Origin of the sequence: Sphaerisporangium perillae, from assembly GCF_023276435.1 — a bacterium.
Classification (GTDB): domain Bacteria; phylum Actinomycetota; class Actinomycetes; order Streptosporangiales; family Streptosporangiaceae; genus Sphaerisporangium; species Sphaerisporangium perillae.
Window position 1 is genome coordinate 1 of record NZ_JALLPO010000051.1, and the last position, 25,467, is coordinate 25,467.

Genomic DNA, 25,467 nt, shown 5'->3' on the forward strand with positions numbered 1-25,467 from the left:
GGCCGACCGCGGCGGCCCGGTGGAGGTAGTCGGCGATCAGAGCCAGTTCAGCGTCGTCGTAGCGGTCGAGCACCTCGCCGAACGCCCTGCCCGGGATCTCCCAGGCCGAGCTGATCCGCGCGCGGGCGTCGGGAGCGAGGGCGACCAGGGCGCGCCTGCGGTCGTCGGGGTCGGTCTGCCGCACGACGAGGCCGGCCTTGTCCAGGCGGTCGACCAGGCGGGTGGCCGAGCCAGGGGTGAGGCCGGTGAGACGGGCGATCTCGCCGGTGCTCACTGGGCCCGACTCCAGGTCGAGCAGCGCCACGCACTGCAGGTCGGTGGGGTGGATGCCGAGCCGGTCGGCCATGGCCTGGTTGAACAGCGTGTAGGCCGCGTAATGGCGCTGGCTCTCGTCGGTGATCCGCTTCAACGTCTCGGCTCGGTTTGACACCAGGCGGCTCCGTACTCCACATTTATGTGCGCAACACAATCTTTGCGTAGCGCAATCTTTGCGCCACGCCTTCATTCTATCCGGAGGCGTCCATGCTCATCCGCGCGTCGCCTGAGACGACCGGCAGACGGTGGGCCGTGCTGGCCGTCGTTCTCGCCACCGCCGTCCTCGACCTGCTCGACGGCACCATCACCAACCTCGCCGCCCCCACCATCGCCGCCGACCTCGGCGGGGGGCAGGCGCTCGTCCAATGGCTCGGCGCCGGTTACGCGCTCGCGCTCGGCGTCCTGCTGGTCACCGGCGGACGCCTCGGCGACAGGTACGGCCGCCGCCGGGTCTTCCTCACCGGCCTCGCCGGCTTCACCCTCGCCTCGATCGCCTGCGGCCTGGCCGGCAACCCAGGCACGATCATCGCCGGGCGGATCGTCCAGGGGGCGTTCGGGGCGCTCATGATCCCGCAGAGCTTCGGCATCCTCGGCGCGGTCTTCCCCCGCGACCAGCTCGGCAGGGCGTTCAGCCTCTTCGCCCCCGCGCTCGGCGCCTCCTCCGTGGGCGGGCCGGTGCTCGCGGGCTTCCTCATCCAGGCCGACCTGCTGGGCCTCGGGTGGCGCGCCATTTTCCTGATCAACATCGTGCTCGGTGGCGGCGCGCTGCTCGCCGCCGTCCGGCTGCTGCCCCCCGACGACGGAGACCGCGGCACGGCCGTCGATGGCCCAGGCGCCGCGCTCCTCGGGGCGGCCATGCTCGGACTGCTCTACGGCCTGATCGACGGCTCGGCCGGTGGCTGGTCGTCGCGCCCACTCCTGTGCCTGGGCGGCGGGCTGGCCTTCGCCGGGCTGTTCTGCCTGCGCCAGCGGACGGCCCGCAGCCCGCTGATCGAGCCGTCGCTGCTGCGCCACCGCGGCTTCACCGCCGGGCTCGTGCTGGGCGTCGTGTTCTTCGCCGCCGTATCCGGGCTGCTGTACGTCCTGTCGCTGTTCCTCCAGGTCGGCCTGGGCTACTCGCCCGTGCGCGCCGCGCTGCACCTGGCCCCTGTGGCCCTGGGCATCGTCATCGCCTCGATCGCTTGCCACCGCCTCGTCGCCCGGCTGGGCCGCGTCCTCATCGCCATCGGCCTGGGCATCACCCTGATCGGAGCCATCTGGCTGCTCGCCGTCGTTCCGGGCGGCGCATGGGCCCTCGTGCCGCCGGTGCTCGTCATCGGACTCGGCCTCGGCACCTGCTTCGCCACCGTCTACGACGTCACCATGGGCGACCTCGGCCCCCGTCAGGCCGGAAGCGCAGGAGGGGTGCTCAGCGCCACCCAGCAGCTCGCCAACGCCGCCGGCGCCGCCGCGGTGACCACCGTCTACTTCCACACCACCGGCCAGGCGGAGGCCGTCACGCGCAGCCTCCTGGTCGTCATCGCCGCCACGCTCACCTGCTGCGGCCTGGTGTGGCTCCTGCCGCGCAGGCCGCAGAACCACCACTAGAAGGGATCTACCGACATGACCACTCTTGTCACCGGCGCTCGCGGCGCCGTCGCCACCGCGCTCATCGGCCTGCTGCGCGAGCAGGGCCGGCCCGTCCGTCCGGCCTCCTCAGCCCCCACCGACCCGTCGGCCGTCAGGTGCGACCTGCGCGACCCGTCCACCTTCACCGCCGCCCTCGCCGGTGTGACCTCGGTGTTCCTGTACGCCGAGCCCTCACACGCGGACGAGTTCGCCGAAACGGCCGCAGCGGCCGGAGTCGAGCACATCGTGCTGCTGTCCTCCGCAGCCGTGCTCACGCCCGACCCCGACGCCAGCCCACTGGCCAAGTCTCACATCGACGCCGAACGGGCCCTGGCCGCCTCGCCCGTGCGAAGCACGCTGCTGCGGCCCGGCACCTTCTGCGGCAACGCGATGGGATGGTCGTGGCCGATCAAAGCCGGGATGCCGATCGGCCTGCCGTACCCGGACGCGCACGTCGACGCCGTCCACGAGGCCGACATCGCCGCGGTGGCCGCCGCCGTCCTCGCCGACCCCGCGCTCGGCGCCCGGCCGTACACCGTGACCGGACCGCAGTCGCTCACATTCACCGACCAGATCGGCGTCCTGTCCCGCGTCACCGGGCGTGACATCGCCGTCAAGCACATCACCAGGCAGGAGTGGAAGGCGGAGATGGCCGAGTACATCGACGGGCCCTTCGGCGACGCGCTCCTCGACTACTGGCAAAGCTGCGACGGCCGCCCTGCCGAGCTCACCCCAGTGGTCGAGGAACTGACCGGGCGGCCCGCGCGCACCTTCGCCTCGTGGGCCGAGGAGCACCGGGCGGCCTTCCTCGGCTAGGGTCTGTACGAACTTCGGATATTTAGATGGGTTGGAGGCTTCGGACCCACAAGATGGCTCCGCGTAGATGAAGGCCGGCAAGGTAGCTCTTGGGAGTCTTGTCGAAGCGGAAGGCCAGCCCGCGCCACTCTTTGATCCGGTTGATGCACCGTTCCGCCGTGTTTCGCTGCTTGTAGAGATCTAGATCATGGCTGACCGGGCGGCCGCCGCGGGAGCCGCGTTTCTTGCGGTTGGCCGCCTGGTCACTCTTTTCGGGGATGACGGCCTTGATGCGGCGCCGGCGCAGATAGATGCGGTTGCCGCGGGAGGAATAGGCCTTGTCGGCGGCCACCGCGGCCGGGCGGGTGCGCGGGCGGCCGACGGGCAGGCGGATCTTGATGCGCGCCAAGACGGGGCGAAACTGCGGGCTGTCTCCCGCTTGGCCCGGGGTGAGGACGAAGGACAGCGGACGGCATCGCCGGTCGGCGGACAGGTGGACCTTGCTAGTCAGCCCGCCCCGGGAGCGGCCCAGCCCGGCTGCCGTCAGCCGTATCCGGCGCCGCCGGCGTAACCGCCGGCGTTCGTCCCCGTCCCCGTCCCCGTCTTTGCCGTCTTCGTCGCCGTTCTGAGGTTTTTGCCCCTTTGATGCAGCCCCTTTTCTCGTTCGGAGGCTTCCTCCAGCGCCTTGACCAGCTCGCCGTCCAGGACCATTCCGGCGGCATGGTGGTGGGCGCGGGCCGTGGTGGAGTCCACGCTGACCAGGTCCAGGTCGGCCTGCCCGCGGGCAGCGGCCTCAGCGATCACGGCCTGCATCAGCTGCTCGAAGACGCCGGCCGTGGCCCAGGACCGGAACCTGTCGTAGACGGTGGACCAGGGTCCGTACTCGGCGGGCATGTCCCGCCACGGACTGCCGGTACGAAACCGCCACATCACGCCGTTGAACCGCTGCCGCAGGTCCGGGATCGGGCCTCGCTCACCCAAGGGCAGGTGAGGTCCGATCAAAGTCCATTCGTCATCGGTGAGGTCTCCACGCGCCATGGCGATGGCGTACCAGGATCGGAGACCGGCGCGCAGGCGAATCCTTCTGATCTGAACTCCGTACAGGCCCTAGTCGCACCCGGGGTTATCTCGGGGCGTTCACGACAGCGGCGGCGGTCATACGACTTGCGGTCTCATCCCACAGCCACGCGCGGCGGCGAGTAGCCGGCCGACCATGTCCACGGCTCGTTCTACGACTCGGCGGCGGACTTCACCATCTCGGCCGCCTGCTTGCTGAGCGAGACTCGGACCAGCGCGGCGGCGAGCCGGGCCAGATCCTCGCCCGAACCGGCCAGACCTGCCAGCGCATCCACGCTGTGCGGTAGGCCGAGCCTTCGGGCACCTTCCAGAACACGCTTGTCGAAGTACGGGGCGACCTGCGGCCACACCGCCTGAACCTCGCGCAGGTAGATGTCGGCACCCACCGGGCCGATCCCGGGAAACCCGGTCAGCAGGTCGTGGATGCGCTTGGCGTCCCCCTTCGCCTCGTCGCGCAGCCGGCGGAGGTCGCCCGCCCACCTCTCCCGCAACAGGCAGGCCCCCTCACCGAGCTGGGTGGCGGTACGCTCGTCGTACCTGCGGTAGTGACCACGCCCCAAGGCGTCCACGCGAGCCTGCCAAGCGGCCTGCTCCATGGCCTCCGGCGTACGGAACCCCGCGGCGAACAACTCCCGCGTAGCGGCCGACGCGATCTCCGCCGAGATACGGGCGCTCAGCAGGGTGGCCAGAACCAGAACCTGGTACAACGGTCCCGGCTTGTCGGAGAGGCGGATCCCCGCCTCCTCCGCGTAAGTGCGGCCGTGCTCCTCGAGCAACGCCCCCACCACGGCCCTGTCGGACGTAACCATGCCGCCTTGCTACCCGGCGGCACCGACGTACTCACTCTGTACGCAACCCAAAACTTTCTCGCTGGCAGGTCAGCGAGGCCGACGGTGACCGCGTCGGCCGGATCGATCGCAGCGACGGTGACGCCGCAGCGCCCGGTGCCGGTCGAACCGCTCGGCATGCCCCTGCGATCTTGCTTAGGCGCTGAGGGCCCGCGCGACCGTGAGGCTGTCCTCGTCGATGTGGTAGCGGGTGGTCCGGGCGCGGCCCGTCGATTACCACCGAGGTAAGGCGGGACCTCCTCACTCGATCGAAGCGCGCGAGGGATCCCCGTGCACGATGTCCACTTCGGAGGTTTCCCGTCTGGGCAGGCGCCGGACCGCGACACCGATGAAGCGGTCGTGGCGCACGTAGCCGTAGTGCCGGGAGTCCCAGCTGGTCGCGCGGTTGTCGCCCAGCACGACGAGGGATCCGCGCGGCACCACGGTGCCGGCCACATGGTGCACATCCGGGAGCTCCCATGCGACCGGCACCCGGTCGCCCGGCACGGCCACGGCCCGCTTGATGAGGAGCGTACGGTCCCGCTCGGGTACAGGCTCTCCGGCGTGCGGCGGGCCGGGGTACACGAAGACGACGACCTGTCCCGCGTGGACGCGCTTCGTCCTGCGGACCAGCAGGCGGTCGCCGGGTCGCAGCGTCGGTTCCATGCTCGTACCGCGGACGGTGGCGGCCAGGAAGCCGCGGCGGACCCAGAGCGTCAGCAGGCCGATGGCCAGCAGCATCCCGGCGGCCGGAAGAGCGAGCGTCACGGAGCCTCCTGGTAGCCGGCGGCCGGAAGGGCGAGCGTCACAGCGCCTCCTGGTAGCCGGCGGCCTGGAGGCGGAAGAGCCTGGCGTAGCCGCCGTCGGCGGCGAGCAGGACGTCGTGCGACCCGTGTTCGATGATCCGCCCGTCGCCGAGGACCGCGATGTAGTCGGCGTCGCGGACGGCGCTGAGCCGATGGGAGATCAGCAGGCTGGTACGGCCCGCGCGGCGCTCCCGCATGCGGGTATGGATCTCGTGTTCGGCCTCCGGATCCAGGCCGGAGCTGGGTTCGTCGAGGATCATCAGATCCCTGTCGTTCCGCACGAAGGCCCGGGCCAGCGCGAGGCGCTGCCACTGCCCGCCGGACAGGACGACGCCGGTCACCGGGTCGTCCTGGTCGTCCCCCATCATGAAGACGCGGGTGAGGGGGGTGTCGTAGCCGCGGGGAAGCCCGGCGAGCTTGTCGTGCAGCCCGGCACGCGCGGCCGCCTCCTCGATCCGCCGCGGGTCGTCCCGTGCGCTCAGGTCGCCGAGGCCGATGTTGTCGCGGGCCGTCATGTCGTAGTTCATGTGGTCCTGGAACACGGCGCTGATCCGCTCGCGCAGCATGGCCGGGGGGATGTCGCGCAGATCCGTGCCATCCCACGAGATCTGGCCTCGGGTCGGGTCGTACATCCGGCACAGCAGCTTGACCAGCGTGCTCTTTCCCGCGCCGTTCAGCCCGACGAGCGCGACGGCGCATCCGTGGGGGATGGTCAGGTTCACCCCGCGCAGGACCCAGGGATGGTCGTCGCTGTAGCGGAACCACACGTCCCGCAGTTCGACGCCCTGTCCCAGCGGCGGTGCGTGCCCCCGCTCCGCACGCGGCAGGTCCGGTTCGGCCGTGACGACGGCGACGTAGTGGGTGAAGGCGAGCAGCCGCGACTGCCAGCCGGAGATCGACGACGTGAGCGTCCCGAGAGCGGACTGCACGCCGGCGACGGCCGCGAGGAACATGGCGACGTCTCCGATGCTCAGCTCCCCGCGCCGCGCCGCGGCGATCGCCCACCACAGCCCGGCCCCGGCCACCGCCGCGCTCAGCACCGTCAGTCCCGCCTGGGCGCGGAGTTCCCGCAGGTCCATCCGCCGGATCCCCGCGTTCGCCGACAGCCGTTCGTCGATCATCCGGGCACGCAGGAACGCCCCGATGCCGAAAAGGCGGATCTCCGTGGCCGCGGCCACCCCGGTGAGCAACTGGAGGTAGAAGAACTCCCGCCGGTAGTACCGTTCGATGCTCCACTCCATGCTCGACCGGCGGCGGGCGAGATACAGCTCGGCGACGAGCACGGGAACGGCGGCCAGCAGCACCACGATGGTCATCACGGGGCTGAGGATCAGCAGGGATGCCACGAAACCGATGAGGGAAAGCGCACCGCCGAGACCGCTGCCGATGCCGTCCACCAGCTCGGCGATGCGACCGGTGGCCTGCTGGGCCAGCCGGAGCCGGTCCTGGAAGGCCGGGTCCTCGAAGCTGCGCAGGCCGACCTGGCGTTCCGTTGCGGCGAACAGCCGTTCGGTGGCGACCAGGGTGGCGGACCGGCCGATGTGCCCCCTCAGGTAGCGGAGCACCGCCGGCAGGGCGGCGGCTCCCAGCCCAGTGGCGATCAGTGCGAGTGCCAGCCCTCCGACCGCACCGTGCGGAGCCGTCAACCGGTCGAGCACCAGCTTGGTCAGCCACGCGGTCGCGACCGGCGCCGCGGCCGAGACCAGGGTGATCAGCAGTGATCCCGCCACGTCCCGCGGTGCCGAGCGCCAGATGATCGAGATGGCCTCCGCGACGGAGGTGCGCAGCTCGCGCACGCCGATGCGCAGGTCCCGCTCCCGCTCACCGCTCACCGGATCCCCTTGCCCGCGACACTGTCGTGCCGGTCCGGGAGCGGCAGTTCCTCCATCCGGCCGCCCACGGCGACGATCCTGTGGTCGTCGCCGATCAGGTACAGCTGGGGGGTCCAGGTGTTCTGGAACGCGCGCGCCACCGGCCCGCCGTCACGGTCGGCCACGACGACCCGGGCGACCGGGGTGAGGGCCCGCACCGCCGCCTCGTCGTCGCCGCCGAACACCGCCAGCACGTTCTCGCGCCCCAGCTTCCGCGCGTGCTCGACGAAGCGCGGTAGCAGCTCATGGCAGGGCTCGCAGCCGGAGGAGAAGAAGCCGACCACCCCGGTCAGGGTGGTGGGGGACACCGGCTCGCCGTCGGTGGTGACGGCGGTGAACTCCCCGACGGAAGAGCCCGGCCCCAGCGCGGACAGCGCCCCGGCAGGCCCGCCCGTCTGAACGGCCTGCGCTCGCATCCGGCGCAGGATCCCGATCGTGAGCGACAGGTTCAGCAGGCACAGCACGCCGAGCAGCACCACGGCGGCGGCAAGGTAGGGCATCAGGAACTCCTCGCGAACAGGTCGACGACGTCGTCAAAGGAAATGATCAGGACCGCTCCGACGACGCCGGCCGTGGCCGCCACCGCCAGGCCGGCCGGCGCCGGAAGGCCCTGGGGCGCCAGCCCGCCGAGTACGGTGACGATCAACAGTGCGCCGTTGCGGACGAGGTGACGGTGACCGACGGGCACGCTCGAGGCGCCGAAGCACCGGCACGGAGCCCGCCGTCCCCGCCGCAGGGCGACGGCGATCGCGGCGGTGAACGCGGCGAGCAGGGCGCAGGCGAGCGCGAAGCCGTACGAGGTCGCCGGTGGCACCGCCAGGAGGATCGGGGTCGCCGTCTCCGCGGCGACGATGACCAGGGCCAGCGGCCGGACCAGGCCGGCTCCGACCGGGGCGAGCGCGGGAAGGGATCGGGCGAACCCGTCGAAGTCCCGCAGCTTCGACACCGCCGAGGCCGCGAAGACCAGGACGATCAGAGTGGCGCAGGCCGCCCTCACGTACTCCATGCCCATGTCACTCCTCGTGGGAGGGCCGGGCGGCGGCGCGGTGCCGCCACCCGGTGTCGTCCCGGCGGTCGGTCAGCAGCCCCCCACGTAGGTCCAGTGGCACCCGGTCTGCGCGCAGCACTCGCGCCACCACAGGCCTGGATGGCCGGCGGCGTTGCACACGTCGGTGTACTGGCAGGCGGACACGGTGGCCTTCGGGACGATCCGGTCGATCATCCGATCGATGAGACGGCTCACGATTTCTCCTTCGCGTTTTGGACCGAAGTCGCCGATCACGCTCCTCGGACGGTCCGGTCCGCGCTTCGTCCCCGTCAACCCGGTTGACACGGGGTTGATCACGGGTTCAGCATCAGCCAGGAAAGTGGCCAAAACCCTGCAGATTTCTCAATCACCTGGTCAACGAGAGATCAGGCAGAACTCGCGCTACGGGGGAGACCATCGTGGAGTTACGCATGCTGGGCCCGCTGGAGTTATGGACGGCAGGCGGGCCGGTGGATCTCGGACCTCCACGGCAGCGGGCCGTGTGGGCGGCCGTGGCAGTGGACACGCCACGGCCGGTGCCGGTGGAGACCATGGTCGACCGGGTGTGGGGCGAGACTCCGCCGGAGCGGGCACGGCACGCGCTCCATGTCTACCTGGCCAGAATGCGGCGGGTACTGGAGCAGGTGAGCCCCGGTGCGGAAGGATCGGCCAGGCTCAGGCGCCGCAGCGGAGGGTACGTGCTGGACGTCGATCCCGACAGGATCGACGTGCACCGCTTCAGGCGCCTGGTCGGACAGGCGCGGGACGGACAGTGCGCGGAGACGGAGGCGGCGGGGCTGCTGCGGCAGGCTCTGGGGCTGTGGCGGGGCACTCCCCTTGGCGGCATCGAAGGCGACTGGGTGGACCGCGTACGGCAAACCTGGCATCAGCAGCACCTCGACGCGGCGGTGCGCTGGGCGCAGGCGGAACTGCGCCTGGGTGAAGCCGCCGCGGTCATCGGCCCGCTCGCCGACCTGCTGCTGGAAAACCCCTTGGCGGAGCCGTTGGTCACGGCGCTGATGCGTGCCCTGCGCGCCGCCGGACGCACCCCGGAAGCTCTGGACTGCTACGCGACGTTCCGGCGACGGCTGGCCGATCAGCTCGGCCTGGATCCTGGAAACGAACTGCGAGAACTGCACCGGGCGATCCTGAACGGGAACACCGGCGAAGCCGGATCGGCTCCCGCACCGTCGACGGCGGCGGAAACCGGCACCGCTCCATCGGCGACCGCGGACGTCCGGACCACCTCACCGGCGCAACTTCCTTTGGACGTGCGCGGGTTCACCGGGCGCAGCGCTGAAATCGCCGACCTCGATGCGATTCTCGCCCGCAGTGCCGACCAGCCCACCGCGGTCCTCATCGCGACACTGTCGGGCACGGCGGGCGTGGGAAAGACGGCGCTGGCGGTGCACTGGGCCCATCGCGTCGCCGCACGGTTTCCCGACGGCCAGCTCTACGTCAACCTGCGCGGATTCGCTCCGGACGGGCCGGGGATGACGCCGGGCGAGGCGCTTGGCGGGTTCCTGCACGCCCTGGCCGTACCGGCCACGAGCCTGCCGCCCGACGTGGACGCGCAGACGGCGCTTTACCGCAGCCTGCTCGCCCGGCGGCGGATGCTGGTGGTGCTGGACAACGCCCGCGACGCCGAGCAGATACGGCCCCTGCTGCCCGGGGCGCCCGGCAGCCTGGTGCTGGTGACCAGCCGCAACCAGCTCACCAGCCTCGTCGCCGTCGAAGGCGCCCACCCGCTCGCCTTGGACCCGCCGGCCATCGCCGAAGCGCGGCAACTGCTGGCCCGCCGCCTGGGCCCAGAACGCGCCACCGCCGAACCCGAGGCGATGGACGAGATCATCACCTGGTGCGCACGACTGCCCCTGGCACTGGCGATCGTGGCCGCCCGAGCCGCCGGACATCCGGCCTTCCCGCTGGCCGTGTTCGCCGGCGAACTGCGCGACGAGCGCAAGCGACTCGACCTCCTCAGCGCAGGGGATGAGGCCGGCGAGGTCCGCGCGGTCTTCTCCTGGTCGTACCGCACACTGAGTCCCGCGGCGGCACGCATGTTCCGCCTGCTCGGGCTGACCACGGGCGCCGACATCGCCACGGCGGCCGCGGCGAGCCTCGCCGGCGTCACCCCGCAGGCGGCGCGTGGCCTGCTCGCCGAGCTGACCGTGGCGGGCCTGGTCACGGAGCATCGGCCGGGCCGGTTCGCCTCGCACGACCTGCTCCGGGCGTACAGCGCCGAACTCGCTCGGCAGGACGACGCTCCCGAGGGGTACGCGGCGACGCGCCGGCTGCTCGACCATTACCTGCACACCGCTCAGACGGCGGCCATGTCGCTCAACCCGCACCGCGACCCGGTGGTGGTGGCGGAACCCGGACCGGGGGTGACGCGGGGTGACGTGCCGGACTCCGAGCGGGCGACGCACTGGTTCACCGCGGAGCACCAGAACCTGCTCGCGGCCGCGCGGCACGCCTACCGATCAGGATTCGATGTCCACGCCTGGCAACTGGCCTGGACCATGACCGAGTTCCTGGAACGCCGGGGGCATTGGACCGACCGTTTGACCGTACAGGGCATAGCGCTGGAGGCGACAAGGCGGCTCGACGACCGGACCGGTCAGATCAGGGTGCTCCGCGTCCTCGGCACCGCCTGCGCACAGCTGGGCCGCTTCGACGAGGGGCGCGCCCACCTGGCGGAGGCACTGGAGCTGGCCACCGGGCACGGTGACGACAGCGCTCGCGCCAACGTGCACATCAGTCTGGCGCTGGCACTGGAGGGGCAGGGCGACTACCGCACGGCGCTGGAGCACGCCTCAGAGGCCCTGCTTCTCTTCCGATCGGCCGACCACGTCACCGGGCAGGCGAACGCCCTCAACATGGTCGGTTGGTGCCGCACCCGGTTGGGGGACTACGCCGAGGCCCTCGCCTCAGGCGAACAGGCCCTCTTCCTGCAGCGGCAGATCGGCTCGCGATACGGCCAGGCAGGCACGCTGGACAGCATCGGCTACGCCCACCACCACCTCGGCCACTTCGACGAGGCGGTCGACTGCTTCGAGCAGGCCCTCGCCCTGTTCCGGGAACTGGGCGCCCGCTCGTTCCAAGCCGCCGCCCTCACCCACCTCGGCGATACACACGCCGCAGCGGGTGACATCGACCAGGCCCGCGACCGCTGGGAGTCCGCACTGACGATCCTCGACGACCTCAACGCCGCGGACGCGGCGGCCCTCCGGGAACGAACCCGGCACCTCGGCAGCGACACCACCTGAGGCGGCCACCGTCGACCGCGCCGGAGGCCTGAAGGCGTGATGGTGCTGACCGTCCTGGTCTACATGATCATGTTCGGCTGGCTCGGTTCCCTGTTCCTGCCCTCCGCCCGGACGCCGTACGACCTCCTCAGCGGAACCCGGGTGATCCCGCGAGCCTCCCCCGGCGGGCAGCCGGGCCGGCCCGGCACAGCCGTGAGGCGGATCTTCCGGCACGGGACCGGCGAACCCGGCGGGATTCTTGGTAAGTGTGCGGGGGCGAGCCCCGCCAGTAGCGTGCTGCCATGACCGAACTCGGGGAACTGACCGACCGGATGCGGCGGTTCGCGCAGGCAAGGGACTGGGAACAGTTCCACACGCCGAAGAATCTCGCCATGGCACTGGCAGGAGAGGCCGGCGAGTTGCTCGCCGAGTTCCAGTGGCTGACGCCGGAAGAGTCCTCCAGGGTCATGGAGGACCCTGAGGAGGCCGCCCGCATCCGCTCCGAAGTGGCCGACGTGACGCTCTACCTCGTCCGCCTGGCCGACGTCCTGGGCATCGACCTCGTCCAGGCGGCCCACGCCAAGCTCGACCAGAGCGACAAGCGTTACCCGGCGGAGACCTACCGGGGCTCCGCCAAGAAAGCCCCTCCTCTCCCCTGAAAACGCGCCCACCTGGCGACTCGAAAGGCCGACAGCCCACCGGCCTGAATTCCTCTTCATGCTCACTCTGCTCCATGCGCCGGGAGTGAGCGGTCGCCCTCACCCACCCCGACGAACCCACCGACTCAACTACGAGGCGACAGCCGGGGACACCGATCTGTGCCGCCGGATGCCGCGTGCTCGCCCTGGCAACCGGCGGGCTACGGTGACCGCCGGCGTTCGCCGAGTGCCTGCCCCTACCGCCCAGTGATGTGCCGTGTACTGGGCGCCGCGTCGGCGAAGTGGGATACGGCGATACCGGCGCCCCCGTACGGCGAGCAACCCGGCGACCGTTTTCGATCCTTGGTCGTCAGGCGAGCTTGCGGCACAGCAGCGCGTCCGGTGTTCTCCTGGATCCGAGGCGACCGGTGTAGGCGATGCCAGCCGCGTACTCGTCGTTCGCGCACTGCCCCTTGTAGTTCCCGTAGGCGAAGTCTCCCCCATTGGCGGCAGAAGGGCGGTTGTCGCCTCGGTCGAACCACACTGTGCGCCCCGCCGTGCCGAGCTGGGCCGAGGTCCGGGCGCACAGAGCGCTGGAAACGGCCGCGCCGCGGACGCTGTAGCCGATCAGGAAGTGAGCCGGCGGGCACTGGAGTTTGGTGTAGCCCGATGCCCAGTCGCCCTGCAGCACGTGCCTTTCGTCGCGCACGACCTCGTAGCCGCCGGAAGACGCCCACGGGTCGCCGGCGGAGGCGTCCGTACACAGGCCCCGGTTGCCGGTGTGGCTCAGGCCCGCGAGCCGCTGGCCGTCCGGGCACGACGCCTTGCGGGCTCCGGAATCCCAGTCCGGTTGTGCGCGCATCCGTAGAGACTGGTTGAAGTCGGTGTAGTCGAGCGTGAGCATGGACCAGTCGCTGACCGGCGCGACCTGCCCGGTCAGGCCGGTGGCGTTGATCAGCCTGGTCCAGGCCCCGGCCCGCCAGTCGTCGCCGTCGAACAGGCCCATCCGCCTGCCCGCGGCGTCCCAGTGCAGGAGGGCCCAGCCGTTGCCTTTGCGGTTCTCGTGCCAGCCGACGAGTGGCCAGTAGGCGAAGTCGGCGTCGGTGGCGATGAGGTAGTCCACGAAGTTGGTGAACCAGGCGAGCGGCTTCTCCCCGGTCTCGTCGCGGCCTCCGACGCCGAACTCGCTGATCCACACAGGCGCGGTGAAATGCATGTCTGGTTCCGAGGCCACGTAGAAGGCCTGCCGGCGGAGCACGTCGTACAGCTTGTCCCGGCTGAGGTCCTGGTAGCGCGGGTCGGAGGTCTCGCCCAGACCCGTCGCCCCGCTGTGCCTCGGGCCCGTGTAACCGTAGAAGTGGGCGGAGTACACCAGCTTGTTGGACTTCACCAGCGTGTGCGAGAGCCGCTGAACCGGCTCCAGGGTGGGACGCTCGTGCGCGAACCCGTCGACCGGAATGCCCGTCCAGTTGATGCCCTCGATGATGACCAGCAAGTCGGGATCGGCCTCCCGCAGGATGCGGTCGCCCATCCGCTGGGAGGCGCTGTACCAGTCATGGCTGTCGCCCAGGCCCCAGTTGGGGTCGTCCAGGACGGAGCGGCGCACCTCGTTGTACAGGTCCGCGCCCACGACCCGCTGGTCGTCCTTGTAACGGCGCACCATGAACAGCCAGTCGCTCTCCCACTGGTCCACCGTCTGGCTCGCGTTCCAGCGCTCGTTGCCGTCCACCCCGCAACACCAGCGGGAGGTGTTCGTGTGATTGTTGAGAATCACCGCCAGTCCCGCCCCGGTGAGCGCCTTCACCGCCGCGTCGTAGACCTGCAGCGGAGTCTTACCCTTCAGCTCGGGATTCGCCGCGACAGCCGCCTCCGGCACCGGGCGCTGGTCGTGGATCATCTCGTTCGAGAACGGCAGGCGGACGCTGTTCAGCCCCAGTTCCCTGAAGCCGGCGACGATCTCCGACATGGGCGCTCGATCCAGGCCCAGGGGCATCTGGTCGGACTTCTCGCCGGCGTGGTGGTTCGCCGCGTCGTTGACGTCACCCGATCCCGTCCACGTGCCACTGGCACCGTGCCAGCTCCCCGACTTCAACTTGAAGCGGTTGCCGTTCGCGTCGACGACGTAGCGACCCCGGGTGCTGAGCGGCGGAGTCCAGGCGGCCACCGGCTCAGCGGATACCGGGGCCACGCCGACGGCGCGCACCCCGGCCGGCTGAGCCGCGGTCCGTGCTACCGCCGGCCCCGGTGCCCACACAAGGGCGACGAGCGTCGTGACGGCCAGTGATGACATGACGATGGACCTGCTCACCGTTCACCTGCTTCAGCTCGTACCCGCGCGCATGGGGATGTGGCGTCATGATCCACCAAGGCGGCGACGATGAACAGACACCGACGGAGAACGCCTTGTCGACCACCGCCGGCTCTGCCGAAGTCCGAACAAGCCGACAGGGAACCCGCCGCCTTGATTGCCCTGTGGGTTCATGGTGAAGTTGACAACCACGGTCCGGCGCTGAGAGGTGACCATGGCCATTCCCGATCCGGCGGTCGAGCGCGTCAAGCTTGCCCGAGCAGGCCGCGAATGGTTTGCCGACGTCATGTTGACCAGCCTTTTGCTCGGCCATCGTCCTCGACGATTCAACACTCCCTACAAGCTGAGTCCACGTGGCCGGCATTTGCTGAGCCTGCTCGATCCGGCGGCCGACGACATCGACGGCGACCCAGGGGTCTACTGGGAGTTCAAGCTGAACGCCTTACAGCCAGGCCAGGAGAACCGCTGGCCTGACCTCGCTTTTCACTGGCCTGATCGGCTTCTGATAGTCGAACTCAAGACTGAGGCGGGCAGCGTCCGGGAACGCCAGGTAGACGAGTACATCCAGCTTGGCCTTCATCACTATCCAGACATCCGGGTCGATTTCCTCTACATCACCCGTGACCGTGTTCCGCGTCCCCCATCAGATCTTCCGGAACGGACGAATTACAGCACGACCACCTGGGAACACGTGGCCCAGGCGATTCACACCGCATGGGGCAGCCTCGACGGCGACGGCGGACTGCACGCGTCCCAGTTCGTTGAATGGATCCAGGTCGAGCTCATGGCAGGCAAGCCCTGGAAGACGGATGTACCGATGACGCCCCCTCCATCCGTCGAAGCACCAAGCGATGCCGATGCGCTGTCGGAAGCGATGCGGATCGCCGAACTTGTGCAGGCCGACCGCAAGCAACGTGCCCTGCCGTACGAGTTCACCAGCAAGAGCGAGGCGGAAGACTTCCGCTCTGCGCTCCGGGAGGAACTCGTCCATAGGGCCGCCAACGGTGACGATGCCGTCACCAATGTGCGGCCGTGGGTGTGGACTACAGCCAGTTCAGGGGAAGCCCTCAGCGAAGGAGGTCATGCTTCGGGAGTCGAAGTACGGCTCTCCTACTATCGAGCACCCATCACCTGAGACCACTCCTGAACACTTGCCCGATGAGCACCGTGGAACCGGACCAGGGACATCACGACCGTGTGCGCGTGCCTCGCATACGCAGAGAAGAGCCGGGAGGCTGCTTCACCTCGGCCCAGCTGAATCCGTCGAAGTCGATCTGGTACATCCCGTCCTCGTCCGGGTAGATCGAGTCCCACTCGCCGTCACCGGTCACCACGTGGAACTTGTCGGGACCGAAATGGGCGCGGGGGCGGAAGGAGCAGTACGTTTCGCTGTTCCACAAGTCGGACATCGCGTCTTCTGAATCGATGTTGTCCAACTGCTCTTCGCTCCTGACCTCGAACGCGGCGGCGATGGCAGAGGCCACCTCAGCGGTGAAGCGCACGACCGGATATTCCTCGCCTGTCGGGTGGCAAGACCCCCGGCCGATTTCGCCGGCGTACGTGCCGTCGATGCCTGCGATCTCCACTTCGGCCAGGCGCCATGGCGGATCATCGTCGTCCTCCTCGTCGACCGGCTCCGCGATGTTCTCAGCCCAGGCCGGATCCCAGTACGTCCCCACCAGGGAAGCCCGCAGCGTCGTGCCGAGAATCCTGTTCCAGGGCTGCTCGGAGCCAGTGAAGCCACGCAGGTGGAGGCCGCCGTCGGAGTCGCGATAGAACGCCGGTTTCAGCCGTCGGCCCAGCCGGCTTTCGAAGTCCCCCTCACGGTCTGAGGAGACGACGGTGCCGAAAAGGCGCCGAGCCTCGTTGCGCACATCCCAACCCCTCGGAGCGACCAGAGCCTCGGTGTCCATCAAAACCCGTTGGCACTAGAGTAATACATGTGACTATGATTCACAGCGTCGCTGTTTGTGGAGTTCGTCTCTCCCTCAACCCAAGGAACCCTGCCCCGACCAGGGCAGATCCCGGATCCGTGACCTCCCGGACGCGGGCGGCCTCAAGCCTGGAACGTCGCGACTGTCCCGCAGCTTCTGCGTCGTTCCAACAGCCACCCCCGCCACCTACTACTTGATCGCGGCCGCTCAGCCGGCTGGAAGGAACGTGCCATGCCCCACCCCCTGACCATTGCGGTTCCAGCCACGAGCGGCTCCGCCTACCTTGGGCTGATCCTCACGGCCGTCGCGGTGTTGGTCGTGGTGGCGCTGCTCATCTACCGCTGGGTGTCGCGTCACAGGCGGTCGCGTTGAAGCGCCGCAAAGACAACGAGAAGTTCAGAATCGCGACGGCCGGTCTCTTCGTCTTCGGCGCAGCGGTCGCCTGGATCGTCATCTTCCGCTCCTTCATCAGCGATCCCGGGCAGTGGCAGTCGGCTGGCGTTTATCTGCTCACCACCGGGGTGCTCATCGCCATCCTCGGGTCGACCGTCTATCCGCGCCGGTTCACCCACCTGCCCCCGGCCAAGGGCCGCATCGTAGCGATCGTCCCGTCGTACAACGAGAACACTGAGGCTCTGAACTCCACCATCGCCGCACTGCTCAACTCGGCCCGGCCACCCGATGAGATCCACGTGGTCGACGACGGGTCCAGCACCCCGGCCACCCGGTTCGCCCACCCATTCGTGTACTGGCACCGCCGCGACAATGGAGGCAAGCGCGAGGCTCAGGCGTTCGTGCTCCGCGAGTTGAAGTGGGCTCGCGACCACGGACGGGGCAGAGCCGACTTCATCCTCACCGTCGACTCCGACAGCGTGGTCGACCGGCGCGCGATCCGGCACCTGCTTCGAGCCATGTCCGACCCCAAGGTCCAAGCCGCCACCGGGCTGCCCATGCTGCGCAACCGGACCAAGAACATCCTGACCCGGCTGCTGGACCTGGAGATGGTGTCCGCCTGCCTGACCCAGCGCGCCGCCCGGTCCCGGATGGGCGTGGTGGCCCCGTGCTCGGGAGCCCTGTCCCTGTACCGGGCCGACTTGGTCCTGGACAACCTCGACGACTACCTCAACAGCGGCACCGTCGGGGACGACCGGAGGCTCACCCACTACGCCCTGCAGCGCGGCCAGACAGTGGCGGTCGACGAGGCGTGGGTGTTCACCGACATGCCCGAGACGATCCGCACCGCCTACCGCCAGCGCACCCGCTGGTACCGGTCCTACTGGATCTACGCCCTGTGGGAGATCACCAACCTGCGGCCGCTTCCGACCGCCTGGCGGATCTACGCGATGGCGATGAGCGCGCTCAACCCGATCGCACTGCTCTACTTGCTCGTCGTCGCCCCGGCCCTGGGCAAGCCCTTCCCGTGGGAGGGCGCGCTGTACTGGCTCGGCCTGACCTACATCATCGGCTCGCGCTACGCCTTCCGGCGGCCAAATGTCAGTGCGCCCGCCCGCTTCGCGACCTGGCTGATCGGCACCCCGTTCCTGCTCCTGCTCCAGTACGGGCTGATCCGCCCGGCCATGTGGCACGCGGCGGTCACGGCACGCCGCACCGGCTGGGTCACCCGCGGCCCCGCCGTGGACGAAGCGGCCCTGTCCATGGTCGCGTGAAACGCGTCGAAAGGCCGTGCACCTGAGGGGGTGCGGCTCCGCATCTGGTGCCTTGTCCGGCAGACTGCCGACTGCTCGCCAGGTCACGAGTTCCAGCGTTCAGCCCCGGCTTGCTGGACGGCATCCCGCCCGCTGCGGGTGCCCCGGGTGACGACCCGCCTCGCACAAGGTGTGTGGGGAACCGCGGATCACCGGGGTGTGACACCACCGGGGTCCAAGACTCCGGAGGAAACCGTCATGCCCGCCCCGAACGACGCCTACGCCCTGCGCCACAAGCACTGCCCCGGCTGCGACATCTTCTTCAATGTTCACGGGCTGGGTCCCGAGGAGCCCATCACCGAAGCCGCGCCCGGCGTCTACTACGCCCGCTGCCTTCACTGCGAGGTGCGCTGGCACGTCCACCGCCCTGGGACCCCGGAGCGTGAGCGGGCCGAGGCCGAAGTTGCCAAGCGCCCGGTCGATCAGCCGGACCTGGTCGCCGCCTGGTCGCACGGCGTGCTCCGCCTCACCCTGGCTGGCCAGGACTACGAGGTCCGCCGACCGGCCGACCTCATCCCGGGCTCCGACATCGTCGGCCACCCCTTGGCCACCGTGGCACATGTGCTGACCGCGTGGACCCCAGGTAGCCGGCCAGGAAAGCTCGACCGGAACCGGGCCGCGCATGCGACCCTTCTGGCACGAGTGCGGGACCGCGGCTGGCAGGTCGCCGACAAGGCCGCCTGTCACCACGCCGACTTCGCCTGGGCCGAGCAATCAGTCGTGGTCGTCGGAGCCGACGAGGACCAGGTGCTGGCCCTGGCTCGGGAGTTCAACCAGCCGGCCGTGCTCCGCTGGGCGTCGGGCCTGATGGTCGTCCTGAGCACCACCACCCGCGAACCCCTCACCACCGGCGAGCCGGTCACGGTCACCCGGCTGCAGCAGCGCCCCTGCCCGATGACCGGCCAGCCGCGCAGCGAGGTCTGCCGCAACCCAGGCGGTCCGTGGACGAGCAGGTCCATGCAGTACGCCAGGGATTGGAACGACCGGCGCACCTGCCTGCTCGCCGCCCTTGGTTGCGACATCTGCCATGGCAGCCCCGCCGAGGGGCCGATGGGCAAGCCCGTCGACTCCGGCACCCTGTACGACCGCCAGACCGTGCCCAGCCGGTACGGCATCGGCCGCCGCCGCAAGACCTCCCGGCGACCACGAAAGGTGTGAGAGTTGCGCCCGGACTGACCGGCGAACCGCTCCGCAGCGCGGCGGAGATCATCGGTGGCCTGCTGGCAGGCGGAGCGGTCGCGCTGGGCCTCGCCCATCTGCCGCGCAGGCAGCACCTTGCGGCAACCGGAGGGATACTCCTGCTCCTGCTCATCTTGGTGGCGCTGAAGACCTCTGAGCTCACCGGCGCCGGGATCTGAGGCTCCGTTTTTCGCGTTCTGCCGAGCCACCGGCGATGCCAAAGGCCCAGTCGCGCTAGGGGTGACTTGCCGGCGGACTACAACGAACGCCCCAGGGCGTTCCGGGCATTGACTGGCTGGTGCTGCCGATAGCTGATCGATAGTGTCGTCCTTCATGCATGAAATCGCCCCTGGAACGCGATTAGAACGCCCGCCTCGGAAGACGAGATCATGGTTGCTGTGGTCCGGCATAGGCCTGGTCGCGCTCCTGGGCCTGGCCGCGGGAGCGTACGGGGGGCTGGAGGTGAAGCGCGAGCTCGACCGCCCGCCGACGCGGCCCGAGAAGGACGCCGCGTCGCTCCAGGAGATCGCGCTCCGATGGCGCACTCGAGCAGCGGGTGACATCTTCCCCGCAACGGTCGACTACGGCTCGGGTGGGAAGAAGGACCTGGCCCTGCGCGTGGGAATCGCCGCGGAGGCACCATGCGCGAAGGCCCTGGACGCGACGATCGACAAGATCGTCGCGTCATACGGTTGTAAGACGGTACTACGCGCCACCTATCTGGACGCGACCGAGACCCTCGTGAGCACGGTAGGCGTGGCTGTGCTGGCCAACGGGGGAGCCGCGTCGAAGGCGTCGGTGCTCATCTGGAGTCCGACTCCTCGCCGAGGAGTACGCGCGGTTGCCTTCCCCGGTACCGGATCCGCTCGATTCCGTGACGCGGCACGGCAGTATTTCACTTCGACGGACACCGGCAACTATCTGATCTTCGTCGCCGGCGGCTACGCGGACGGGCGACGGCAGGTCAAGTCAGACCGCCCAGCGATCTTCCTGTTCAGCAGCCGCATCGCCGTCCAGGTGAGCAGCCTGCTGGACCAACGCATCGATCCCTGCACCGTGCGGGGAGTGGTCACATGCTGAGGCAAGCGCTTACCTGGGTGGTAGCGGCTTCGGCTCTCGTTTCCGCTCTTGCGAGCCCGGCTGCGGCCGAGGACGTTCTGGGAGAGCTGGCACGTGATCTCCAGGCCGCACACAAGGTCGCCAAGGGCCGAGGCGTCACGATCGCCATGCTCGCGGACGGTGTGGATCCGGGGCTCCGTGAACTGGCGGGCCGGCTCCGGGTGGCTCCCGACCTGGTCAGGAGGACGGAGTCCGATCAGCGCGCGGGCACTTTGCTCGCCTCGATGATCACGGGGAAAGGCTCGCCTCAAGGAACGCCCATCAAGGGCATCGCTCCCTCCGCGAAGATCCTCTCTGTTCGCGTCCGGCCCTCGTCGGCATCGGCTTACAAGAAGTTCACCCGGACAGATTCGCTGGGCAAGCTCGCCCAGGGCATCCGATACGCCGCCGATCACGGCGCCAAGGTCATCTTCATCGGAGACGCGCGAGGCGACGGGTCCAACACCAGACTGGTGCAAGCGGTCAACTACGCCGTGAACAAAAAGGTCGTCATGGTGAGCGCGGCTTCTCGTCTGGAGAATGCCAACGGCCAGGCGGCCCCGCTGGAGGCGCTCGCCTACCCCGCGGCGATTCCGGGTGTCATCGCCGTCGGCGCCACGGACAACCGGGGTAGATGGCTCAGCAAGCTATCCGGACGCAACTCCACCGTGACCGTGGCAGCGCCGGGGACGAGGGTCAACGCCACAGGCGACGGCAATCGGGCAGGTTGGTACATCATCGGGCCCGACGTCGCCGCCGCGTGGGTGGTTGGCACCGCAGCGCTCATCAAGGAGCAGTATCCGAACATGTCTCCTGGCCGGGTGGCGCAGGCCCTTGCTCTCTCCACCAGGCACCGTCCCAAGGGCGGTTACAGCACCACCTTGGGGAACGGCCTGGTCAGCCCGATCGGAGCGCTCAAGGAGGCCAAACGTCTGAACAAGCCGGCCGGCGCGGCGACCGCGGGAAAGGGCAGAGTCGGTAAGGACGCTCACTTCGGCGGCGGCCTCCCGGCCACCCCCGTCAAGGCGGTGAAGTGGGATGAGGCCAAGCTGACCCGCTACGGCCTCATCGCGGGCGCCGGGCTCCTCCTGTTCCTGATCTCTCTCGTCACCGCGGCAGTGGCGATGGTTCGTCGGCGCGGGAAACGACGTGCGCCCGCCACTGCGCCGATTCCATCGCCGGAGCATCCGTACGGCCCGCCGCAATCAACCGCCAGTGCCGCGGTGCGACCTCCCCAACCGGTCTGGCCGGACTCCCCTCCGCATCCGAGGAACGGTGGCCAGGACGGACCTCCCGGCTGACGGTGCACTGCGGCAAGCGCACCGGGAGCACCCTTTAAGAGGACCCCCGCCAGAGCCGCGTTCGTCCGGACGAGGTTCTGCTCGTCGTACCACTCGACCCACAACATGACGCACGGCGGTTGGAGCGCCAGCGTGCTGATCCTGTGGCGCCGAGCAGCTATCTGAAGTAGTTCAGATAGCATGATAGTCATGGCGACGAAGAGCTTTCCATACAGCGCGTTCTTGCGTGGACCTTCTCAGGTGCTGCCCTCGCTGGACGATGCTGACGTCGTGCTGGAGCGGAGGGACGATGAGAACCTCGTCTTGATGCGCGCTGAGCGTTTCGAAGCCGGCGCCGCCACGTTGCGCATCGCGGCTCGCGCGCTTGCGATCCTCGCCCGGCGTAACAGTGATCTCGCCGAGGAGGTGCTGGCCGAGGAGTTGCCGTGGACGACATGGCTACCGGAGAGCGAGCGGCACGCCTGCGTGCGCGAGTTGCTTGGACACTTGATGGCCGGGGCGGATACGGGCGAGTTGGTGCCCTTCAGCCGGGCGTTGACCTCCTGGCGATCCACCGCTGTCGCATGGAGCGACCCCCAACTCGCACGGGATCTCCAAGGGCCGTTCCCCGGCGATGGCGCGGAGGTTCCACGGCCTCTCGGCGAGTCGGCATGACCGGCCGGGGACAGGATGTTCCCCGCCCTAAGCCCTGGATCGTACGATTCGCCGACCGCAGAGCAGCCGAGGGCTGGAACCAGCTCCTCACCCAGGCGCTGGAGAACCTCGACCGAGCATAGGTGGCGATCACCAGTGATCCGCGCCACGTGACAGCCGCCAGCATCCCCTGAGGGGGGCCTTGGCGCGGTAAAGGTAGGCGGCGATTCGCTGGAGCAGTGGCAGTACGAAGCGACCTCAGGCGGTCGGATCTGGTACGCCATTGACGACGAACACCGCACCCTGTGGATCACACGGGCCGGCACGGGGCATCCAAAACAGACCGACCGGAAACGCTGACGGTGTGCCGCCCGCACATGCCGATCCCCGGCATTGCTGCGGGCGGCGGTTTCCGCTACCTGCCCCCCGGACCTCGACCTCACTGTCCGGGGTCGTCCGAGGAGGCATACTCCCGTCTCTCCGGCGCCGGCCGGTTTGAGTCCGCGTCCTCCAGGCGCGCGAAGCCAGGCTCACTAGGGGGTGAATGCTCGGCATGCTCGAGTTCCGTCCGTTCGCGACGGGCGGCGATATCACGAGCGGCCGAGTCGAAGTTGTCTACGCTATGCGCCTCGACGGGCAGGCCGCCTGGTTCCTTGACCAGGAACCAGGCGCCGCCGCCACCTGGCACGTCGACCACGGTGACGGTCGCGATCAGGCGCCCGCCGCCGTACACGTCCATCTCCGGCGGCAGCAGGATCGGCTCGTAGTACCACCCGCGCATTGGGAGATGGAGACGCTCGACAGGGCGGCAGCGCAGGTCATAGCACTCCAGCCCCTTGCGCAGGTAACCGAGGGCGCGGCGGTGGCTCTCAGCCCGGTCCTCGGGCATCCCGAACATCAGCACTCCGGTCACGCCTGCCACCTCCCGCCGGACTGCGACGGTACGGCCTGGGCGAACCGGCCGGCATATATCGATGCCACCTTGGCGAAGCCGCCGGTATGTGGGGGTCTCACCTCGGTGCGGGGCCTCCCCAAGCCTGTCTCGCGGCTCATGTCGGCGGGGGCCGCCTCGGCCAGGCGCATCAGGCTGCGCAGTTCCTCGGGACCGGACGCCTCGACCAGCGGCTCGGTGACCGCGTTCATGCGGGCGATGGCATAGAAGCGGCGGTAGTACGGGCCGTACAGGACCAGCCATCCCGGTTCGAGCAGGTCGAGTTGGGCAGCACGGGCCTTCTGGGCGATATCCCATTCCCGGCGGTCCGGCATGCTGACCAGCCGGCCATGGCGGTGTCGTCCGGCGGGCGCACGGCGCATGCGGGGCAGGCGGCCGGGCGTTCCGGGCCCGAGGCCGCGCATGTCCGGGGCCGTCATCGGGAGATCTCCTGGTGTCGGTGCCATCCGCTGACGGGGGGTTCGCGGTGCGGCATGGATCGCACTCCTGATCGGATCGGGGCCGACTTTCAGAACTGGCGCTCTGTAATCAAGCCATCATTTAGGGTTACCTTGAGGCTGGCGTCCAGTCAGCGCCCGGAGCAAGAGCTGATCCACTTCGGTGATCGGCTGGCGATTCCGGCGACCCCCGGAGGTGATTTCGGCATGCCCGCACCACGCAAGAGCACCGATCGGTACAAGTCGATGGCGCACTATTTCGGCGCGCTCATCCGCGATCTCCGCGATTCGTACGAGCTGCGGGTCGGCGAACCCCTGACCGTCGCCCAACTGTCCGCGAGGACGGGCTACTCCCCCTCCATGCTTGGCTCGATCGAACGGGGCGAAAGCCTCCCGGAGTCCGGCCTACGCGTCCAGACCATCGACGACGCCCTTCACGCGGACGGTCAGTTGAGAACACTGTGGCCGGTGGTGCAACGGCTCGGGCATTGCACTATCGACGAGCTCGCCTCAGCGACAAACCGGACTATTGCCGGTTACCGTGAAAACGGCAGCAGCGCACTCCCCCAGGGAGACGATGTGGAACGTCGAGAGCTATTCCAGTTGGCCGGGCTCGGCCTGCTCGCCCAGACGCCGCTTTTCAGCAACGGCGAGCCCATACGGCAGATGCTCGAACGCGCCCTCAACACGGCCGATAGCTTCACCACGGAGGACTGGGAACTCGCCTGCGCCGACCACCTGAATGCCGTCGTCACTCGTCCTCCTGCCACAGTCCGTGATGATCTTGTCGTTGACCTGGCTGCCGTACAGCAACTGCTTACGCAACGAATCCCGGCCCAGGTAGCTCAACTGCAGAGAGTAACTGCATGGTTGTCCGCGCTGCATGCCAATGTGCTCACGCGGCTCGGCGAGTACGGAGCAGCACGTCGATGGTGGACCACGGCCCGCCACGCGGCCGACATCTCTTGCGACGCTGACATGCAGGTATGGGTGCGTGGCACCGAGGCAGTCTTTGGGCTCTATTCTTCTCGTTCCATCGAAGCTGTGCTGACCCTCGCCCGGAATGCTCAATCGCTAGCCGGAGGGCGGGTTACCGGCGGTCTGATGAAGGCCATGTGCGCTGAGGCACAAGCATTGGCGTTGATCGGGAAGCATCAGGAGGCGCGAGAACGACTCCACCATCTCCATGTACTGGCCGGTCAGACTCCAGTAGGCACGAACTATGGCTGGGGAGGAGCTTCAGCCGTATGGTTCACCACCTCGTGGGTTCTCGCCCATAGCGCTGGGCTCGAAACCGCACGAGAGGCCGGAGACAGGCTTCTCGTCGACTGCCTGACGTACCAGAACGCCATCAATGTTCGCCTTCACCAAGCCATCAACATCAGCAAGAACGGCGGTCATGACGAGGGTCTTCGGCTCGCCACACAGGTGATCTCCGACGTGGAACCGGCCTACCGCACGCACATGATCCTGCACACCGCCCGTATGGTGCTCGACACCGTCCCGATCGAGAAACGCGCCACCCTCCCCGCGCTCGGCGACTACCGCGCGACCATCAGGGCCTCGGTCCCCAACTGACGCAGGCGAGCCTCTGGGGACGGAGGGCACAAGATTACCGACCAGCATGGGCGGCGCTTGGGCCACTCCGTAGGACGACGGGTTACCTCGAATGGAAGCCAGCGCACTTTGACTAGTTCCGCAGGGCTCTAC

25 protein-coding genes, 1 pseudogene and 1 riboswitch are annotated in these 25,467 nt (G+C 69.0%); of the genes and pseudogenes, 14 read left to right on the top strand and 12 right to left on the bottom strand.

Annotated elements, in window-relative coordinates; translation table 11 throughout:
* Nucleotides 1-430: MarR family winged helix-turn-helix transcriptional regulator (locus MYF83_RS36010; RefSeq protein ID WP_248965278.1), on the bottom strand; the 430-nt coding region annotated here is incomplete at its 3' end.
* 92 nt (nt 431-522) lie between these two features.
* On the opposite strand from MYF83_RS36010, the gene MYF83_RS36015 reads away from it, so the two are divergent.
* Both MYF83_RS36015 and MYF83_RS36020 read left to right on the top strand, forming a co-directional pair.
* Nucleotides 523-1,902 carry an MFS transporter gene (locus MYF83_RS36015; protein WP_248965279.1) on the top strand — a complete coding sequence of 460 codons (1,380 nt, stop codon included), beginning with the start codon at nt 523-525 and terminating at the stop codon, nt 1,900-1,902.
* Between the two features lie 15 nt (nt 1,903-1,917).
* Nucleotides 1,918-2,739, top strand: coding sequence for an NAD(P)H-binding protein (locus tag MYF83_RS36020; RefSeq protein WP_248965280.1), 822 nt, complete (start codon nt 1,918-1,920; stop codon nt 2,737-2,739).
* A gap of 22 nt (nt 2,740-2,761) precedes the next feature.
* On the opposite strand, the pseudogene MYF83_RS36025 reads toward MYF83_RS36020, so the two are convergent.
* The 7 genes and pseudogenes from MYF83_RS36025 to MYF83_RS36055 all read right to left on the bottom strand — a co-directional run bounded on the left by MYF83_RS36025 (nt 2,762) and on the right by MYF83_RS36055 (nt 8,542).
* Nucleotides 2,762-3,756: pseudogene (locus MYF83_RS36025) on the bottom strand (IS5 family transposase).
* A 191-nt stretch (nt 3,757-3,947) separates the two neighbouring features.
* Nucleotides 3,948-4,604, bottom strand: coding sequence for an HhH-GDP family DNA glycosylase (locus MYF83_RS36030; RefSeq protein ID WP_248965281.1), 657 nt, complete (start codon nt 4,602-4,604; stop codon nt 3,948-3,950).
* 279 nt (nt 4,605-4,883) lie between these two features.
* On the bottom strand, nt 4,884-5,390 hold the full coding sequence (locus MYF83_RS36035) for a S26 family signal peptidase (RefSeq protein ID WP_248965282.1): 507 nt from the start codon (nt 5,388-5,390) through the stop codon (nt 4,884-4,886).
* 37 nt (nt 5,391-5,427) lie between these two features.
* Nucleotides 5,428-7,260, bottom strand: coding sequence for an ABC transporter ATP-binding protein (locus MYF83_RS36040; RefSeq protein ID WP_248965283.1), 1,833 nt, complete (start codon nt 7,258-7,260; stop codon nt 5,428-5,430).
* The gene (locus MYF83_RS36045; RefSeq protein WP_248965284.1) at nt 7,257-7,799 is read right to left on the bottom strand and encodes a TlpA family protein disulfide reductase; all 543 of its coding nucleotides are present in this window, start codon (nt 7,797-7,799) and stop codon (nt 7,257-7,259) included. The genes MYF83_RS36040 and MYF83_RS36045 overlap by 4 nt, the downstream gene beginning before the upstream one ends.
* Nucleotides 7,799-8,305, bottom strand: coding sequence for a MauE/DoxX family redox-associated membrane protein (locus tag MYF83_RS36050; protein ID WP_248965285.1), 507 nt, complete (start codon nt 8,303-8,305; stop codon nt 7,799-7,801). Before MYF83_RS36050 ends, MYF83_RS36045 begins: the two co-directional genes overlap by 1 nt.
* 72 nt (nt 8,306-8,377) lie before the next feature.
* Nucleotides 8,378-8,542 carry a hypothetical protein gene (locus MYF83_RS36055; protein ID WP_248965286.1) on the bottom strand — a complete coding sequence of 55 codons (165 nt, stop codon included), beginning with the start codon at nt 8,540-8,542 and terminating at the stop codon, nt 8,378-8,380.
* A 203-nt stretch (nt 8,543-8,745) separates the two neighbouring features.
* On the opposite strand from MYF83_RS36055, the gene MYF83_RS36060 reads away from it, so the two are divergent.
* The 3 genes from MYF83_RS36060 to MYF83_RS36070 are packed head-to-tail and all read left to right on the top strand — an operon-like array spanning nt 8,746 to nt 12,230.
* Complete coding sequence (locus MYF83_RS36060) at nt 8,746-11,592, top strand: AfsR/SARP family transcriptional regulator (protein WP_248965287.1); 2,847 nt, start codon at nt 8,746-8,748, stop codon at nt 11,590-11,592.
* Nucleotides 11,593-11,631: 39 nt separating this feature from the next.
* Nucleotides 11,632-11,877 carry a hypothetical protein gene (locus MYF83_RS36065; protein ID WP_248965288.1) on the top strand — a complete coding sequence of 82 codons (246 nt, stop codon included), beginning with the start codon at nt 11,632-11,634 and terminating at the stop codon, nt 11,875-11,877.
* A complete protein-coding gene (locus MYF83_RS36070; protein WP_248965289.1) occupies nt 11,874-12,230 on the top strand; it encodes a nucleotide pyrophosphohydrolase in 357 nt (118 codons plus the stop codon). The genes MYF83_RS36065 and MYF83_RS36070 overlap by 4 nt, the downstream gene beginning before the upstream one ends.
* Nucleotides 12,231-12,579: 349 nt before the next feature.
* On the opposite strand, the gene MYF83_RS36075 is transcribed toward MYF83_RS36070, so the two are convergent.
* Nucleotides 12,580-14,517, bottom strand: a complete 1,938-nt coding sequence (locus MYF83_RS36075) for a glycoside hydrolase family 5 protein (RefSeq protein ID WP_248965290.1) — start codon at nt 14,515-14,517, stop codon at nt 12,580-12,582.
* A gap of 214 nt (nt 14,518-14,731) precedes the next feature.
* Here MYF83_RS36075 and MYF83_RS36080 point away from each other — a divergent pair, with 214 nt between their 5' ends.
* A complete protein-coding gene (locus MYF83_RS36080) occupies nt 14,732-15,652 on the top strand; it encodes a hypothetical protein (protein ID WP_248965291.1) in 921 nt (306 codons plus the stop codon).
* A 52-nt stretch (nt 15,653-15,704) separates the two neighbouring features.
* On the opposite strand, the gene MYF83_RS36085 is transcribed toward MYF83_RS36080, so the two are convergent.
* A complete protein-coding gene (locus MYF83_RS36085; RefSeq protein ID WP_248965292.1) occupies nt 15,705-16,430 on the bottom strand; it encodes a hypothetical protein in 726 nt (241 codons plus the stop codon).
* A 252-nt stretch (nt 16,431-16,682) separates the two neighbouring features.
* Here MYF83_RS36085 and MYF83_RS36090 point away from each other — a divergent pair, with 252 nt between their 5' ends.
* The 7 genes from MYF83_RS36090 to MYF83_RS36120 all read left to right on the top strand — a co-directional run bounded on the left by MYF83_RS36090 (nt 16,683) and on the right by MYF83_RS36120 (nt 22,389).
* Nucleotides 16,683-16,823 (top strand): hypothetical protein, encoded by a 141-nt coding sequence (locus tag MYF83_RS36090; protein ID WP_248965293.1) that lies wholly within the window; start codon nt 16,683-16,685, stop codon nt 16,821-16,823.
* A complete protein-coding gene (locus MYF83_RS36095) occupies nt 16,820-18,118 on the top strand; it encodes a glycosyltransferase family 2 protein (RefSeq protein ID WP_248965294.1) in 1,299 nt (432 codons plus the stop codon). Before MYF83_RS36090 ends, MYF83_RS36095 begins: the two co-directional genes overlap by 4 nt.
* An 81-nt stretch (nt 18,119-18,199) precedes the next feature.
* Nucleotides 18,200-18,308: riboswitch (SAM riboswitch) on the top strand.
* 47 nt (nt 18,309-18,355) lie between these two features.
* Nucleotides 18,356-19,315: a DUF3293 domain-containing protein gene (locus MYF83_RS36100; protein ID WP_248965295.1), complete on the top strand. Its 960-nt coding sequence runs from the start codon at nt 18,356-18,358 to the stop codon at nt 19,313-19,315.
* Nucleotides 19,312-19,515, top strand: a complete 204-nt coding sequence (locus MYF83_RS36105; protein WP_248965296.1) for a hypothetical protein — start codon at nt 19,312-19,314, stop codon at nt 19,513-19,515. The genes MYF83_RS36100 and MYF83_RS36105 overlap by 4 nt, the downstream gene beginning before the upstream one ends.
* 214 nt (nt 19,516-19,729) lie before the next feature.
* Nucleotides 19,730-20,416: a hypothetical protein gene (locus MYF83_RS36110; protein WP_248965297.1), complete on the top strand. Its 687-nt coding sequence runs from the start codon at nt 19,730-19,732 to the stop codon at nt 20,414-20,416.
* The gene (locus tag MYF83_RS36115; protein WP_279340536.1) at nt 20,410-21,735 is read left to right on the top strand and encodes a S8 family serine peptidase; all 1,326 of its coding nucleotides are present in this window, start codon (nt 20,410-20,412) and stop codon (nt 21,733-21,735) included. Before MYF83_RS36110 ends, MYF83_RS36115 begins: the two co-directional genes overlap by 7 nt.
* A gap of 189 nt (nt 21,736-21,924) precedes the next feature.
* Nucleotides 21,925-22,389, top strand: coding sequence for a hypothetical protein (locus MYF83_RS36120; protein ID WP_248965298.1), 465 nt, complete (start codon nt 21,925-21,927; stop codon nt 22,387-22,389).
* 418 nt (nt 22,390-22,807) lie between these two features.
* Here the strand turns inward: MYF83_RS36120 and MYF83_RS36125 are convergent, their stop codons facing one another.
* Together MYF83_RS36125 and MYF83_RS36130 are read right to left on the bottom strand one after the other, a co-directional pair.
* A complete protein-coding gene (locus tag MYF83_RS36125) occupies nt 22,808-23,281 on the bottom strand; it encodes a hypothetical protein (protein WP_248965299.1) in 474 nt (157 codons plus the stop codon).
* The gene (locus tag MYF83_RS36130) at nt 23,278-23,739 is read right to left on the bottom strand and encodes a hypothetical protein (RefSeq protein WP_248965300.1); all 462 of its coding nucleotides are present in this window, start codon (nt 23,737-23,739) and stop codon (nt 23,278-23,280) included. Before MYF83_RS36130 ends, MYF83_RS36125 begins: the two co-directional genes overlap by 4 nt.
* 54 nt (nt 23,740-23,793) lie before the next feature.
* Here MYF83_RS36130 and MYF83_RS36135 point away from each other — a divergent pair, with 54 nt between their 5' ends.
* Nucleotides 23,794-25,335, top strand: a complete 1,542-nt coding sequence (locus tag MYF83_RS36135; RefSeq protein ID WP_248965301.1) for a helix-turn-helix domain-containing protein — start codon at nt 23,794-23,796, stop codon at nt 25,333-25,335.
* The last annotated feature ends 132 nt before the right edge of the window (nt 25,336-25,467 follow it).